Origin of the sequence: Micromonospora sp. NPDC047074 (genome assembly GCF_040643815.1) — a bacterium.
Classification (GTDB): Bacteria; Actinomycetota; Actinomycetes; order Mycobacteriales; family Micromonosporaceae; genus Micromonospora.
The window spans coordinates 18388-32102 of the sequence record NZ_JBEYVB010000010.1 but is presented as its reverse complement, the minus strand read 5'-3'; the positions used below and the strand labels follow the sequence as shown (position 1 = coordinate 32102).

General features: G+C 75.0%; 16 protein-coding genes. 1 reads left to right on the top strand and 15 read right to left on the bottom strand.

All coding sequences use genetic code 11. The features are described from left to right. Positions 1-98: 98 nt before the first annotated feature. From hisF to hisD, 10 genes are all read right to left on the bottom strand, one after another. Positions 99-866 (bottom strand): imidazole glycerol phosphate synthase subunit HisF, encoded by a 768-nt coding sequence (gene hisF, locus ABZ809_RS15525; RefSeq protein WP_357563163.1) that lies wholly within the window; start codon positions 864-866, stop codon positions 99-101. 137 nt (positions 867-1003) lie between these two features. After that, complete coding sequence (locus ABZ809_RS15520) at positions 1004-2005, bottom strand: NADP-dependent oxidoreductase (protein WP_357563162.1); 1002 nt, start codon at positions 2003-2005, stop codon at positions 1004-1006. 426 nt (positions 2006-2431) lie between these two features. Further along, entirely contained in the window at positions 2432-2821 is a 390-nt protein-coding gene (locus ABZ809_RS15515; RefSeq protein ID WP_357563161.1) for a RidA family protein, read from the bottom strand. Then, positions 2818-3543, bottom strand: coding sequence for a bifunctional 1-(5-phosphoribosyl)-5-((5-phosphoribosylamino)methylideneamino)imidazole-4-carboxamide isomerase/phosphoribosylanthranilate isomerase PriA (gene priA / locus ABZ809_RS15510; RefSeq protein ID WP_357563160.1), 726 nt, complete (start codon positions 3541-3543; stop codon positions 2818-2820). Before priA ends, ABZ809_RS15515 begins: the two co-directional genes overlap by 4 nt. A 17-nt stretch (positions 3544-3560) precedes the next feature. Then, positions 3561-3884: a hypothetical protein gene (locus ABZ809_RS15505; RefSeq protein ID WP_357563159.1), complete on the bottom strand. Its 324-nt coding sequence runs from the start codon at positions 3882-3884 to the stop codon at positions 3561-3563. A gap of 75 nt (positions 3885-3959) precedes the next feature. Next, positions 3960-4592 (bottom strand): imidazole glycerol phosphate synthase subunit HisH, encoded by a 633-nt coding sequence (hisH, locus tag ABZ809_RS15500; RefSeq protein ID WP_357563158.1) that lies wholly within the window; start codon positions 4590-4592, stop codon positions 3960-3962. Next, the gene (locus ABZ809_RS15495) at positions 4589-4762 is read right to left on the bottom strand and encodes a hypothetical protein (protein ID WP_357563157.1); all 174 of its coding nucleotides are present in this window, start codon (positions 4760-4762) and stop codon (positions 4589-4591) included. Before ABZ809_RS15495 ends, hisH begins: the two co-directional genes overlap by 4 nt. Before the next feature lie 61 nt (positions 4763-4823). Continuing rightward, the gene (gene hisB / locus ABZ809_RS15490) at positions 4824-5435 is read right to left on the bottom strand and encodes an imidazoleglycerol-phosphate dehydratase HisB (RefSeq protein ID WP_357563156.1); all 612 of its coding nucleotides are present in this window, start codon (positions 5433-5435) and stop codon (positions 4824-4826) included. 55 nt (positions 5436-5490) lie between these two features. Beyond that, complete coding sequence (locus tag ABZ809_RS15485) at positions 5491-6561, bottom strand: histidinol-phosphate transaminase (protein WP_357563155.1); 1071 nt, start codon at positions 6559-6561, stop codon at positions 5491-5493. Positions 6562-6628: 67 nt separating this feature from the next. Further along, a complete protein-coding gene (gene hisD / locus ABZ809_RS15480; RefSeq protein WP_357563154.1) occupies positions 6629-7951 on the bottom strand; it encodes a histidinol dehydrogenase in 1323 nt (440 codons plus the stop codon). Between the two features lie 106 nt (positions 7952-8057). Here hisD and ABZ809_RS15475 point away from each other — a divergent pair, with 106 nt between their 5' ends. Beyond that, positions 8058-8762, top strand: a complete 705-nt coding sequence (locus ABZ809_RS15475; protein ID WP_357563153.1) for an LON peptidase substrate-binding domain-containing protein — start codon at positions 8058-8060, stop codon at positions 8760-8762. On the opposite strand, the gene ABZ809_RS15470 is transcribed toward ABZ809_RS15475, so the two are convergent. The 5 genes from ABZ809_RS15470 to ABZ809_RS15450 all read right to left on the bottom strand — a co-directional run bounded on the left by ABZ809_RS15470 (position 8677) and on the right by ABZ809_RS15450 (position 13588). Next, positions 8677-9594: a DUF2567 domain-containing protein gene (locus ABZ809_RS15470; RefSeq protein ID WP_357563152.1), complete on the bottom strand. Its 918-nt coding sequence runs from the start codon at positions 9592-9594 to the stop codon at positions 8677-8679. The genes ABZ809_RS15475 and ABZ809_RS15470 overlap by 86 nt on opposite strands. A 56-nt stretch (positions 9595-9650) precedes the next feature. Beyond that, positions 9651-11243, bottom strand: coding sequence for an AAA family ATPase (locus tag ABZ809_RS15465; RefSeq protein WP_357563151.1), 1593 nt, complete (start codon positions 11241-11243; stop codon positions 9651-9653). Between the two features lie 285 nt (positions 11244-11528). Then, positions 11529-12473: an RluA family pseudouridine synthase gene (locus ABZ809_RS15460; protein WP_357563150.1), complete on the bottom strand. Its 945-nt coding sequence runs from the start codon at positions 12471-12473 to the stop codon at positions 11529-11531. Next, on the bottom strand, positions 12470-13102 hold the full coding sequence (lspA, locus tag ABZ809_RS15455) for a signal peptidase II (RefSeq protein ID WP_357563149.1): 633 nt from the start codon (positions 13100-13102) through the stop codon (positions 12470-12472). The genes ABZ809_RS15460 and lspA overlap by 4 nt, the downstream gene beginning before the upstream one ends. 66 nt (positions 13103-13168) lie before the next feature. Continuing rightward, positions 13169-13588 (bottom strand): TraR/DksA C4-type zinc finger protein, encoded by a 420-nt coding sequence (locus ABZ809_RS15450; protein ID WP_357563148.1) that lies wholly within the window; start codon positions 13586-13588, stop codon positions 13169-13171. Between the last annotated feature and the right edge of the window lie 127 nt (positions 13589-13715).

The following is a 13715-nucleotide window of genomic DNA, read 5'->3' as shown; positions in this document are numbered from 1 at the left end:
CGGGTGGTCCGGCCCTCGGCCTATCGGGTCTGCCGCCAGCGGGGTCGGTCGGATTCGACCTGGTCTCCACGCCGAGCGTCTGCGCGACCGCGTGGGCGTCAGCGGACCGGGTGACCCGCCCCGCGCAGCGCGTCCTTGACCTCGGCGACCGTCAGCTCACCGAAGTGGAAGACGCTGGCCGCGAGCACCGCGTCGGCGCCGGCGCCGATGGCCGGCGCGAAGTGCGCCACCTCTCCCGCGCCACCGCTGGCCACCACCGGGACGTCGACCACCCGGCGGACCGCGCCGATGAGTTCGAGGTCGAAGCCGGCCTTGGTGCCGTCGGCGTCCATCGAGTTCAGCAGGATCTCCCCCGCGCCCAGCTCGGCGCCGCGGCGGGCCCACTCGATCGCGTCCAGCCCGGTGCCGCGCCGGCCGCCGTGGGTGGTGACCTCGAAGCCGCTGGGCGTGCCGCCGCCGGGCGTACGCCGCACGTCGAGCGAGAGCACCAGCACCTGCCGCCCGAACCGGTCGGCGATCTCGGCGATCAACTCGGGGCGGGCGATCGCCGCGGTGTTCACTCCGACCTTGTCCGCCCCGGCCCGCAGCAGGGTGTCGACGTCGGCGACCTGGCGGACGCCACCACCGACGGTCAGCGGGATGAAGACCGACTCCGCCGTGCGGCGGACCACGTCGAGCATGGTGCCCCGGTCGCTGGAGGAGGCGGTGACGTCGAGGAAGGTCAGCTCGTCCGCGCCGGCCCGGTCGTAGGCCGCGGCCAACTCCACCGGGTCACCGGCGTCGCGCAGGTCGAGGAAGTTGACCCCCTTGACCACCCGACCGGCGTCCACGTCCAGACACGGGATGACCCGCACCGCCACCGTCATGCAGTGAGCCTATCCTTCCCGGCGACGGCGGCGGCCGACCTGTGAGGCCGGCCACCGCCGTTCCGTATGCGGCCCGTGCGACCACCGGTTAGGAAGGGGCCCTTCCTCTACCGAAAGCGTTAGGAAGGTGCCCTTCCTTACAGCCGGACGAGCATCTTGCCGAGGTTCTCGCCGCGCAGCAGGCCGAGGAACGCCGCCGGGGCGTTCTCGATGCCGTCGACGACCGTCTCGTCGTACGAGACCTGCCCGTCGCGCAGCCAGCCGGACATCTCGCGTACGAACTCGGCGCGCAGGTGGTTGTGGTCGCCGACCAGGAAGCCGCGCAGGGTGAGCCGCTTGCCGATGACCAGCGCCAGGTTGCGCGGGGCGGCCGGGGGCTCGGTCTCGTTGTACTGCGCGATCATGCCGCAGATCGCGGCCCGGCCGTGCACGTTCAGCGCGGAGATCGCCGCCTCCAGGTGGTCGCCGCCGACGTTGTCGAAGTAGACGTCGATGCCGTCGGGGGCGGCAGCCTTCAGCGAGTCGCGTACCGGGCCGTCGTGGTAGTCGAAGGCGGCGTCGAAGCCGAGCGCCCGCAGCCGCTCCACCTTCGCCGCCGAGCCCGCGCTGCCGATCACCCGCGCGGCGCCCCTGAGCCTGGCGATCTGGCCGACCAGGCTGCCCACCGAGCCAGCGGCGGCGGAGACGAAGACGGTCTCCCCCGGCTTCATCCCGGCGACCTCCAGCAGACCGGCGTACGCGGTCAAACCGGTCATGCCGAGCACGCTCAGGTAGGCGTTCACCGGGGCGACGTCCGGGTCGACCTTCCGGGCGGCCTTCGCGTCGAGCAGCGCGTACTCGCGCCAGCCGAGGTTGTGCAGCACGGTGTCGCCGGGCCGGACGCTCTCGGCTTCGCCGGCCACCACCTCGCCGACGGCCCGGCCGTCCAGCGGCGCGTCGAGCGCGAACGGCGCCACGTACGACTTGGCGTCGTTCATCCGCCCGCGCATGTACGGGTCGACCGACATGTACTGGTTGCGGACCACGATCTGACCCGGGCCCGGCGTCGGCACCTCGGTCTCCACCAACCGGAAGTTCTCGGCGGTCGGCCAGCCGGTGGGCCGGGAGGCCAGGTGGATCTCCCGGTTGCGGGTGCTCACCGGTGTAGCACCAGGTCGTCGGTCATCGCCGAACCGTAGCGCGCGATTCAATTGCGCGCTACCAAACGGCTGGACGGCCGCCGGTCAGAGCCGCCCCGCCACCGTCTCCGCCACCCGCTCCAGCGGGGCGCGGTTCTCCGCCGGGTCGTTGAGCCGGACCAGCCGCACCGACACCCACCGGCCGGAGCGGTTGACGAAGACGGCCTCGTGGCTCTGCCGGGCCGCCGCCGGCAGCCGGCCGCCGGTCAGCGCGACGAGCCCGGCAAGTGCGCGTAGATCCGCCGCCGCCAGCTGTCGTCCAGCTCGGCGGCCCGGCGCAGCCCGTCCTCGGCGATCCGGGTGGCCTCGGCCAACTGCCCCCGGTACGCGCGGACCAGCCCGTCCAGCCAGTCCCCGGACCGTACGGGGTGTGCCGTCCGGGCCGGCTCAGCGGTCGCCGAGGTACGCCTCCAACTCCACCTCGACCAGGTGCTCCGGGTCGAGCAGGCCGGCCACCACCACCATGGTGGCCGCCGGGCGGAACGCGCCGAACACCGCGTTGTGCGCCCGGCCCACCTCGTCGGCGTACGCCCGGTCGGTGACGTACATCCTGGTCCGCACCACGTCCGCGGGCCCCGCGCCCACCTCGGCGAGCGCGTCCAGCGCGATCCGCAGGGCCTGCGCGGTCTGCGCCGCCGCGTCCCCGACGTGGGTGACCACGCCCTCCACGGTGGAGGTGCAGCCGGCGGTCCAGGCCCCGTCACCGGCCCGGACCACCCGGGAGTAGCCGTACACCGCCTCCCACGGCCCACCCGAGCCGAGCCGGGTGACGGTCATGCCGCCGCCAGGGCTTCCAGGGCCTGCGCCACCGTGAAGGCCCCCGCGTACAGGGCCTTGCCGGCGATCACGCCCTCCACCCCGACCGACTCCAGGCCGGCCAGGGCCCGCAGGTCGTCCAGCGTGGAGACGCCCCCGGAGGCGATCACCGGGGCGTCGGTGCGGGCGCAGACCTCGCGCAGCAGGTCCAGGTTCGGCCCGCGCATGGTGCCGTCCTTGGTGATGTCGGTGACCACGTAGCGCGCCGCGCCGGCCTTGTCCAGCCGCTCCAGCACCTCGAAGAGGTCGCCGCCGTCGCGGGTCCAGCCCCGCGCGGAGAGGGTACGGCCCCGCACGTCCAGCCCGATCGCCACCCGGTCGCCGTACTCCCCGCACACCCGGTCGCACCAGACCGGGTCCTCCAGGGCGGCGGTGCCGATGTTCACCCGGGCCGCACCGGTGCCGAGCGCGGCCTGCAACGACTCGTCGTCCCGGATGCCGCCGGACAGCTCCACCCTCACGTCGAGCTGCCGCACCACCTCGGCGAGCAGGTGCGCGTTGGAGCCCCGGCCGAACGCGGCGTCGAGGTCGACGAGGTGGATCCACTCCGCACCGTCCCGCTGCCAGGCCAGCGCGGCCTCCAACGGGTCGCCGTACGACGTCTCGCTGCCGGCGGCGCCCTGCACCAGACGGACGGCCTGGCCGTCGGCGACGTCCACGGCGGGCAAGAGGGTGAGGCTCACAGGGTTTCTCCTCGAAGTCAGGTGCGACGGTCCAGGGCGATCACCACGATCGCCGGCAACACGAGCAGCAAGAGCACGACCAGCCCGATCCGCAGCGCCAGGTCGTCGACGAACGTCCAGATCAGGGTTATCGCCGCCAGGGTCAGCATCACGATGGCGGCGCGCTCGCCCCGGCTGTGCCGCAGCAGCCGGCCGGTCCGCCGCCGGCGCAGCGACGGCGTCACCCGGCGTACCAGCGCGCGCCGCCGGGCCCGCCGGGCCGCCCGTCGCTCGCGGGCCTGCCGGTCCCGGGTTGCCTCCGCCTCACGGGCCGCCCGACGCCGGGCCCGCTCCTTGCTCACGACGTGGCCCGCCGTCGGACGGGGGCGCGGTCACCTGCGACGAGCCGGCGCGGCAGCACCGCGCGGGCGGGGCGCTCAGTCACCGGCCGAGAGCGTGGCGAGCCAGTTGCGCAGCAGCGCGGCGCCGTTGTCGGCGGACTTCTCCGGGTGGAACTGCGCCGCGCGGAGCGGACCGCGCTCCACGGCCGCCACGAAGTCCGTCCCGTGGTGGGCGGTGGTGACCGCGGCGCCGGCGTCGGCCAGCGCGCCCGGGTCCCCGACCCCGTACGAGTGCACGAAGTAGAAGCGGCTGCCGGCGGGCAGGCCGGCGAAGAGCACCGACCCGGCCGGCGGCGCGACGGTGTTCCAGCCCATGTGCGGCAGCCGGTCGGCGGCCAGCCTCGTCACCCCGCCGGGCAGCAGCCCGAGGCCCTTGGTCACCACCCCGTGCTCGTCGCCGTGCTCGAAGAGCACCTGCATGCCCACGCAGATGCCCAGCACCGGCCGGCCGGCGGCGACGCGCTCGGCGATCACCGGCCCGGCACCGAGTGCCTCGATCCCGGCCATGCAGGCGGCGAAGGCGCCGACGCCCGGCACCACCAGGCCGTCCGCCTCGGCGGCGGCGTTCAGGTCGTCGGTGACCGTCACGTCCGCGCCGGCACGCGCCAGGGCACGCTCCGCCGAACGCAGGTTGCCCGACCCGTAGTCGAGCACCACCACCCGGCTCACGCGCCCTCCCCCGGCAGCAGCCAGAGCACGCCGCCGGCCGTGGCCAGCACGGCGAGCAGCGCGGTGACGACGACCGCCCCGCGCGGAGCGCCCTGCTTGTGCAGCGACCACGCCCCGCCGACCAGCACACCGGCCAGGATCAGCAACAGCGTCGGCAGCACCCCACCCATCAGCTCCGCCTTCCGTTCGCTACTGCGGGACTCCGCTGCGCTGCGTTCCTCGCGCTCACACTCACAGCGCGCCCTTCGTGCTGGGGATCGCGCCCGCCGCGCGCGGGTCGACGGCGGTGGCCTCGCGCAGCGCGCGGGAGACCGCCTTGAACTGCGCCTCCACGACGTGGTGGGCGTCCGGGTGGCCGCCGGGGCGGGCCGCCCGCAGCACGTCCACGTGCAGCGTGATCCGGGCCGCCTGGCCGAAGGACTCCCAGATGTGCCGGGTCATGCTGGTCGGGTAGACCGGCCCGATGTACGGCGCCAGCACCGGCTCGTCGTGCACCACGTACGGGCGCCCGGAGAGGTCGACCGCGGCCCGGACGAGCACCTCGTCCATCGGGACGGTGGCCGAGCCGTACCGCCGGATGCCGGCCTTGTCCCCCAGCGCCTGGTCGAACGCGGCGCCCAGGGCGAGCGCGGTGTCCTCCATCGTGTGGTGGGCGTCGATCTCCAGGTCACCCACGGTGCGGACGGTCAGGTCGAAGCCGCCGTGCCGGGCGATCTGGTGCAGCATGTGGTCGTAGAAGCCGACGCCGGTGCCGATCTCGGCCTGGCCGGTGCCGTCGAGGTCGATCTCGACGAGCACCTTCGTCTCCTTGGTGATCCGCTCCACGCGGGCGGTCCGGCTCATTGCCTACCTCTCGGTCGCGGCTGCGGGGCTCGCAGGCTCACTCCTCGCGCTCCCATCAGATCCTTTCCATGGCGGTCAGGAAGGCGTCGGTCTCGGCGGGGGTGCCGGCGGTGACCCGCAGCCAGCCGGGCAGGCCGACGTCGCGCACCAGCACGCCGGCGTCGAGCAGGGCGCGCCAGGCGACGGACTGGTCGCCCCCCACCTCGAAGAGCACGAAGTTGGCGTCGCTGTCGGCGACCCGGACGCCCCGGTCGCGCAGCCGCGCCACGATCCGGTCGCGCTGCGCGGAGATCGCGGCCACCGTGCCGAGGAGGGCGTCGCGGTGGGCCAGCGCCGCCCGGGCAGCGGCCTGGGTGAGCGCCGAGAGGTGGTACGGCAGCCGGACCAGCTGCACCGCCGCCACCACCGCCGCGTCGGCGGCCAGGTAGCCCAGCCGGCCACCGGCGAACCCGAACGCCTTGCTCATCGTCCGGGTCACCACGAGCCGCGGGTGGCCGGGCAGCACCGCCAGCGCGCTGACCGTGCCGGGCCGGGCGAACTCGGCGTACGCCTCGTCGACGACCACCATGCCGGGCGCCGTGTCCAGCACCGCGGCGACCACCGCCGGATCCAGGGCGGTGCCGGTCGGGTTGTTCGGCGAGCAGAGGAAGACCACGTCCGGCTGGTGCTCGCGGACCTGGGCGACCGCCTCGTCGGCGGTCAGCCCGAAGTCGACGCCGCGCCGGGCCGGCACCCACCGGGTGCCGGTGCCGAGCGCCAGCAGCGGATGCATCGAGTACGCCGGGACGAACCCGAGTGCGCTGCGCCCCGGCCCGCCGAACGCCTGGAGCAGTTGCTGCTGGATCTCGTTGGAGCCGTTGGCCGCCCACACCTGCTCGGCGGTGAGCCCGTGGCCGAGGTGGCCCGCCAGGTCGGCGCGCAGCGCCAGCGCGTCGCGGTCCGGGTAGCGGTTGAGGTCGCGCAGCTCCGCCGCGAGGGCCTTGCCGATCGCGTCCACCACCGGCTCGGGCACCGGGTAGGAGTTCTCGTTGGTGTTCAGCCGCACGGGCACGTCGAGCTGCGGCGCCCCGTACGGCGAGAGCCCGCGCAGGTCGTCGCGGATCGGCAGGTCGTCGAGGCTGGTCATGCCGCCACCTCGCTTCGCTCGGCGGCGGCACTGGGGCTGAGCCTGCTGGTTCGCTCGCTGCGCTCGCTCACGCCAGGCCCCCCGGGAACCGCACCTGGACCGCCCGGCCGTGCGCGGGCAGGTCCTCGACGCCCGCCAGGGTGACCACGTAGGGGGCCACCTCGCGCAGCGCCTGCTCCGAGTAGTCGATCAGGTGGATGCCGCGCAGGAAGGACTGCACCGACAGCCCCGAGGAGTGCCGGGCGCAGCCGCCGGTGGGCAGCACGTGGTTGGAGCCGGCGCAGTAGTCGCCGAGCGACACCGGCGACCAGGCGCCGACGAAGATCGCCCCGGCGTTGCGCACCCGCAGCGCCCACTCGCGGGCGTCCCGGGTCTGGATCTCCAGGTGCTCGGCCGCGTACGCGTCGACCACCCGCAGCCCGGCGTCGAGGTCGTCGACCAGCACCACGCCGCTCTGCTCGCCGGTGAGCGCGGTGGTGACCCGCTCGGCGTGCTTGGTGGCCGGCACCTGCCGGGCCAGCTCCCGCTCGACCGCCTCGACCAGCTCCACCGACGGGGTGACCAGCACGCTGGCCGCGAGCGGGTCGTGCTCGGCCTGGCTGACCAGGTCGGCCGCGACGTGCGCCGGGTCGGCGGTGTCGTCGGCCAGGATGGCGATCTCGGTCGGGCCGGCCTCGGCGTCGATGCCGACGACGCCGCGCAGCAGCCGCTTGGCGGCGGTCACCCAGATGTTGCCCGGGCCGGTGATCATGTCGACGGGATCGCAGTGCGCGCTTCCCTCGGCGTCGACCGCCGCCCCGTACGCCAGCATCGCCACGGCCTGGGCACCGCCGACGGCGTAGACCTCGTCGACGCCGAGCAGGGCGCAGGCGGCGAGCACCCGGGCGTCGGGCAGGCCGGCGTTGTCCTTCTGCGGCGGGCTGGCCACGACCAGCGAACGCACCCCGGCCACCTGGGCCGGCACCACGTTCATCACCACGGTCGACGGGTACATCGCCAGGCCGCCGGGGACGTAGAGGCCGACCCGGTCGACCGGCACCCAGCGCTCGGTCACCGTGCCGCCCGGCACCACCTGGGTGGTGTGGTCGGTGCGCCGCTGGTCGGCGTGCACCTGCCGGGCCCGGGCGATCGACTCCAGCAGCGCGGCGCGCACCTCGGGGTCGAGGGTCCCCTCCGCCTCGGCGATCGCCTCGGCGGGCACCCGCAGCACCTCGGGCGAGACGCCGTCGAACCGCTCGCTGGCCTCCCGGATCGCCGGGTAACCATGCTCCCGGACCGCCTCCACGACGGGGCGGATCCGCTCGACGGCCACGGAGACGTCGAGCTGGGCACGGGGCAGCAGGCGGCGCGGGTCACGGACACCGCCGCGCAGGTCGATCCGGTTCAACACCCTTGCGAGTCTAGGCGGCCCGTCCGGGAGCAGGCCGGCACCGCCCGCAGGCCGGGACGGTGAGCCGGGACACGCCGTCGCGACCGGATCGGGCTACGCTCGACGCGTGACTGCGCGGCTGCCGGTGTTTCCGCTCGGGACGGTCCTCTTTCCCGGTCTGGTGTTGCCGTTGCACATATTCGAGGAGCGCTACCGCGCCCTCGTCCGGCACCTGGTCGGGCTGCCCGAGGGCACCGCGCGCGAGTTCGGCGTGGTGGCCATCCAGGCCGGCTGGGAGGTGGCCCCGACCGGGCCGGACGGCCGACCGGTGCCCGGCGGCGGCGACGTCACCCTGCACGAGGTGGGCTGCACCGCCGAGCTGCGGCAGGTCACCGAGCGCCCCGACGGGGGGTTCGACATCGTGACGGTGGGCAAGCGCCGGTTCCGCATCGCCGACGTCGACCGCGACACCGCGCCCTATCTCACCGCCGCCGTCCAGTGGCTGCCCGAGCCGGGCGGGCCCGACGAGGCCGCCGACCTGCTCGCCGCCCGGGTGATCTCCGTCTTCCGGCAGTACCTGGGCCTGATGCGCGCCGACCCGGCGGAGCTGACCGAGCAGCTGCCGGAGGACCCGACGGTGCTGTCGCACCTGGTGGCCGCGACGGCGGCGTTGACCCTGGCCGACCGGCAGCGGCTGCTCGCCATCGACGACACCGCCGCCCGGCTCCGCGCCGAGTTGCGACTGCTCAACCGTGAGGCGGCGCTGCTGCGCCAGGTGCGGGCGGTTCCGGTGCCGCTGGCGGAGCTGGCGTCCCCGCCGACCCCCAACTGAGCCCGGGAGCGCCGGGCTCGGGCTCCGGGCGCAGCGACGGCCAGCGGGACCAGCCGGCCAGCAGGGTGTACGCCACGGCCGCCCCGAACGCCGGCAGCAGCAGGTTGCCGTGCGGCACCGGCAGCACGCCGAACACCCAGTCGATCCCGCCGGCCCGCAGGTCGGCCGGTTTCTCGAAGGCCCGGCCGACCGCCGCGGTCTCCAGCAGCCGCTCGTAGCCGGCCAGCCCGATCCGGCGACCGACCTGCCAGGCGACCAGCGCCGCCCCGAACGCCCCGAGCACCGCGGCGAACAGACCGACCGGCCCCCGCGCCCGGCGCAGCAGGAACCACAGCACGAGCGCGACGAGCACCCCGAAGGCCAGCCCCAGCAGGCTGAACCAGCCGTCGGCGGCGATCGGCTGCTCCGGCTGCGACTCGGCGTAGATGGCACCGCCGGGGACCTTGAGCACCGGCGTGTCCGGCGCGAGCGCGGCCCAGAGCAGCCCGAGCGGCACCCCGAGCACGCTCGCCGCGAGCACCGCCAGCAGGGCGAGCCGCAGCGCCCGCCCGCGCGGCAGGTCCGGCTCGGCCGGCGGCGCCAGCGGGTACCCGGCGGCGTACTCCAGGCCCGTCGGCGGGCCGGCCGGTGCCGGGGCGTACGGGTCGGCCGGTGCCGGGGCGTACGGGTCGGCCGGTGCCGGGGCGTACGGGTCGGCCGGTGCCGGGGCGTACGGGTCGGCGGGGGCGCCCGTGGCGGGAAGGGCCGGTTGCGCCCAGGCTGCCGGTGCCGGTGCCCCCGGCTGGTCGGGCCGGCTGCCGGGCCGGTCGGGTTCGGGGGTGTCCGCGCTCACCCGGTGATCCTCTCAGGCCGGTGGGCGGCGTGGGTGGCCGGTGGCGGCACACCCGCTCACCGGGCGAACGGCTCCAGCATCACGGACGCGGCCTTCAGCCACGCCTGCCGGGTCTCCTGCTGGAGCTGGTGGTATTCGATCGAGGAGCCGGTCTCGAGCGCCGGGTCGTAGGGCACCACGGCGACGGCCCGGGTGCGGGTGGCGAAGTGCCGCTCCAGGTCGTCCTGCAACGACGAGCGGCCCGGCGTCGGGCAGGAGATCAGGGTGACCGCGTTGTCGGCCAGCTCGCCCATCCCCACCTCGTGCAGCAGATCGAGCATCCAGTCGGCGCTGAACGCGGCGTCCTCACGGGGCACGGTGGTCACCACGAGCTGGTCCGCGGCCTGCATGACGGTGCGCCAGTTGGCGCTCTCCACGTTGTTGCCGGTGTCCACGCAGACCACGTCGTGGGTGCGCCGCAGCAGCTCCAGCACCCGGCGGACGGTGAACTGGTCGAGCCGCTGGGCGAACCGGGGGCTCTCCTCGCCGGCCAGCACGTCGTACGAGCCGTCGGAGGCGTGCCGCAGGTAGTCGTCCAGGTGCTCCAGCAGCTCGGCGCCCTCCTTGATCTCGACGTGCGCGAGATCGCTGACCAGGTGCCGGATGGTCCGGGCGTGCCGGGCGCTGCCGGCGCGCAGCCCGAGGGTGCCGCGCAGCTCGTTGTCGTCCCAGGCCAGCACGCCACGCCCGCGTACGCTGCCGACGGTCGCCGCGGCCAGCACGGTGGCCGTGGTCTTGTGGACGCCGCCCTTCGGGTTGGCGAACGCGAGCACCCGGGGGGTGCCCAGCTCGCGGCGGAGCACCCCGGCGGCGCGTTCCAGCTCGCTCTCCGCGCCCTGCTGGCGCCACTCGACGCGGGCCGGGTAGCCCCGCTCGGCGACCACCGGAGCGGCGACCACCGGCGCGGCGACCATCGGCGCGGCGGGCGGAGGCGGGGGTGGGGGCGGAGGGGCCCGGTGGGTGCGGTAGCCGTTGTCCAGCACGGCGTACCGGGACTCGACCGGAGGCGGATCGGGCCGGTAGCCGTTGTCCAGCACCGCGTAGCGCGACTCGACCGGCTCCGGACCCCGGCGCGGCTCGGGCTCGGCGCGCGAGGGCTGGCGCGGCACCCGGTATGTCGGCTCGACCGGATAGTCCGCCCGGTACGTCGGCTCGACCGGGTATTCCGGCTCCGCCCGGTACGTCGGCTCGACCGGGTATTCCGGCTCCGCCCGGTAGGACGGCTCCGCCGGCTCCATCCGATAGGGCTGCTCCGCCGGGTCCACCCGGTAGGCCGGCTCGACCCGGTAGGTGGCCTCGGCCCGATAGCCCGGGTCGACCGGGCGGCCGAGGTCCGCGCCGTACGACGGCGGGACCGGCTCCGGCGCGTACGGCGGCTCGGTCCCCCGCCCGATGGCCGGCACCCGGCCGGCGTAGCCGTTGCCCGACGAGCGGCGGGGCAGGGGCTCCGGCGGCAGGGGCGGCGGGTCGGCGTGCCGGTCGGCCTCGGCCTCGGCCGAGCGCCCGGCGTGCCGGGCCCGGTCGAGCAGCGCCCGCCACCGTGGTGCTGGTTCGGCCGGCCGTCCCCAGCCGGTCTCGCTGCCCTCCACGGCTCGCCCTCCCAGCGCCATCGATGCCCGTCTGACAGGCTACGAACGAAACCCTATTCGGACCACACCCGTCTACGCACCTCCGGTTGTTTCTCCCGTTCCGGGACGGCCGCCGCGCCGCCGGTGTCCGCCGAGGTCGGCGGGCTCACCAGCGGCGCACCGCCGAAGATCGACCCGGTCGGATCGGGTGACGGACCCGTCACGGCCGGTGCGGGTTCCGACGTTTCGCCCACCGTCGGGCCGGATCGCAACCGCCCGCGGCACCGGCACGTCGGCGACGGCCGGATCGGTCGGGCGGCACGACGGTCAGTCGCGGAGGATCTCGAGGGCACGGTCCAGGTCGTCAGGGTAGTCGCTGACGAAGCACACCTCGTCGCCCGTCCGGGGGTGCAGGAAGCTCAACGACCGGGCGTGCAGCCACTGTCTGGCCAGGCCGAGCCGGGCGGAGAGGGTGGGGTCCGCGCCGTACGTGAGGTCGCCCACGCACGGGTGCCGCAGGGTGGAGAAGTGCACCCTGATCTGGTGGGTGCGCCCCGTCTCCAGCCGGACGTCGACCAGGCTCGCCGCCGGGAACGCCTCCAGGGTGTCGTAGTGGGTGATGCTCGGCTTGCCGCCGGTGACCACCGCCCACCGGTAGTCGTGGGTGGGGTGCCGGTCGATCGGGGCGTCGACGGTGCCGCGCAGCGGATCGAGGTGCCCCTGCACCACCGCGTGGTAGCGCTTCTCCACCTCGCGGTACTTGAACGCCCGCTTCAGCACGGTGTACGCGTGCTCGCTCTTGGCCACCACCATGATCCCCGTGGTGCCCACGTCGAGCCGGTGCACCACGCCCTGCCGCTCGGCGGCGCCGCTGGTCGAGATGCGGTGCCCGATCGCGGCCAACGCGCCGATCACCGTCGGACCGGTCCAGCCGGGGCTGGGGTGGGCCGCGACGCCGACCGGCTTGTCCACCACCACGATGTCGTCGTCGGCGTGGACCACCCGCAGGCCGGGCACCGCCTGCGGCACCACGGTGGGCGGGGCGGCCGGCGCGGGCAGGGTCACCTCCAGCCAGGAGCCGGCCTTGACCTTGTAGGAGTTGGCCCGCACGGCCCCGTCGACCAGCGCGTCGCCGGCGTCGACCAGGGCCGCGGCGGCGGTGCGGGACAGCCCGAAGAGCCGCGAGACGGCCTGGTCGAGCCGGGTCCCGTCGAGGCCGTCGGGCACGGGCAGGGAGCGGTGGTCGCCGCCGGCGGCGAAGGCGGTGGTCATGCCGGCCCCCGCTGCCCGGCGTCGGCCCGCGCCACCTCGTCGGCGGGCTCGTCCTTGCCGATCCGGGTGCCGTCGCGCTGGCGCCCGGTGAGTTCCAGCAGGAGGGCGAGCAGCACGCCGCAGACCAGGGCGCTGTCGGCCAGGTTGAACACCGGGAAGACCCGCCCGTACGGGGCGAAGACGCTGACCATGTCCACCACGTGCCCGACGAACCAGCCCGGGGCGCGGAAGATCCGGTCGACGAAGTTGCCCAGCGCCCCGCCCAGCACCAGGCCCAGCGAGATCCCCCAGGGCACCGAACGCAGGCGCAGCGCCATCCAGACGATCCAGGTGAACACACCGAGGTTGATCAGGGGGAAGACCCAGGTGTGGTCGGCACCGATGCTCCATGCCGCGCCGCTGTTGCGGGTGAGGCTGAGGTAGACCGCGCCGCCGAGCAGCCGGACCGGCTCCCGGTCCTCCAGGGCGCCCAGCGCGAGATGCTTGGTGACCGCGTCGGTGGCGAGGATGGTCAGCGCGAGGCCGAACAGGATGGCGACCGCCCGGCGACGGGACGTGCCGGCAGCCGGCTGAGCGCTGCCGGCGCCCGGCCCGGCGCTGCCGGGCCCGGCGGGTGGTGCTTCGGACATCTGCTCCCCATCGACACTCGCGGCGGCGCTCGCGCGCCGCCTCTCACGGCCGCCGGGGAGCGGGCCTCAGCGCCGCTCCTCCAGCTGCTTGCACGTCACGCAGAGGGTGGCCGACGGGAAGGCGGCGAGCCGCTCCACCGGGATCGGGTTGCCGCACCGCTCGCACCAGCCGTAGCCACCCTCGTCGAGCCGCTCCAACGCCCGCTCGACCTGCGTGATCCGTTCCAGGATGCTGTTGGCGAGTGAGATCTCCTGCTCCCGCTCGAACGTCTTGGTCCCGGTGTCGGCCTGGTCGTCCCCGGCCGAGTCGGTCAGCCGGTCGCGCTGCAGCTCGGTGATCTCGCTCAGCGTCCGATCGTACTCGGCACGCAACTCGTCCCGGCGCGCCGCCAGGGCCGCGTGGATCTTCTCGGTCTCCGCCGCGCTGCGGGTAGCCTTCGCCACCGGCTTCCGTCCGGCGGTCCTGGTGTCGGCTGGCTTCGCCATCGTCGCTCCCTCGGCCGCGGAGCCGCGGCGGTCCGCGGCACCTGGACAGGGGCCGCCGGCATCGGCGCCCCCAGGTACAAAAGGGGCGCGCGGCCACGGGCCGCGCACTCCGGAGGTTCGCAAGAAT

Coding starts and splice junctions, on each gene's coding strand:
- ABZ809_RS15460 (WP_357563150.1), bottom strand. CDS start 12,473: ATGACCACCGCCTTCGCCGCCGGCGGCGACCACCGCTCCCTGCCCGTG.
- ABZ809_RS15495 (WP_357563157.1), bottom strand. CDS start 4,762: ATGGGTGGGGTGCTGCCGACGCTGTTGCTGATCCTGGCCGGTGTGCTG.
- ABZ809_RS15465 (WP_357563151.1), bottom strand. CDS start 11,243: ATGGCGCTGGGAGGGCGAGCCGTGGAGGGCAGCGAGACCGGCTGGGGA.
- ABZ809_RS15485 (WP_357563155.1), bottom strand. CDS start 6,561: ATGACCAGCCTCGACGACCTGCCGATCCGCGACGACCTGCGCGGGCTC.
- hisF (WP_357563163.1), bottom strand. CDS start 866: ATGACGGTGGCGGTGCGGGTCATCCCGTGTCTGGACGTGGACGCCGGT.
- ABZ809_RS15515 (WP_357563161.1), bottom strand. CDS start 2,821: ATGACCGTCACCCGGCTCGGCTCGGGTGGGCCGTGGGAGGCGGTGTAC.
- lspA (WP_357563149.1), bottom strand. CDS start 13,102: ATGTCCGAAGCACCACCCGCCGGGCCCGGCAGCGCCGGGCCGGGCGCC.
- hisB (WP_357563156.1), bottom strand. CDS start 5,435: ATGAGCCGGACCGCCCGCGTGGAGCGGATCACCAAGGAGACGAAGGTG.
- ABZ809_RS15450 (WP_357563148.1), bottom strand. CDS start 13,588: ATGGCGAAGCCAGCCGACACCAGGACCGCCGGACGGAAGCCGGTGGCG.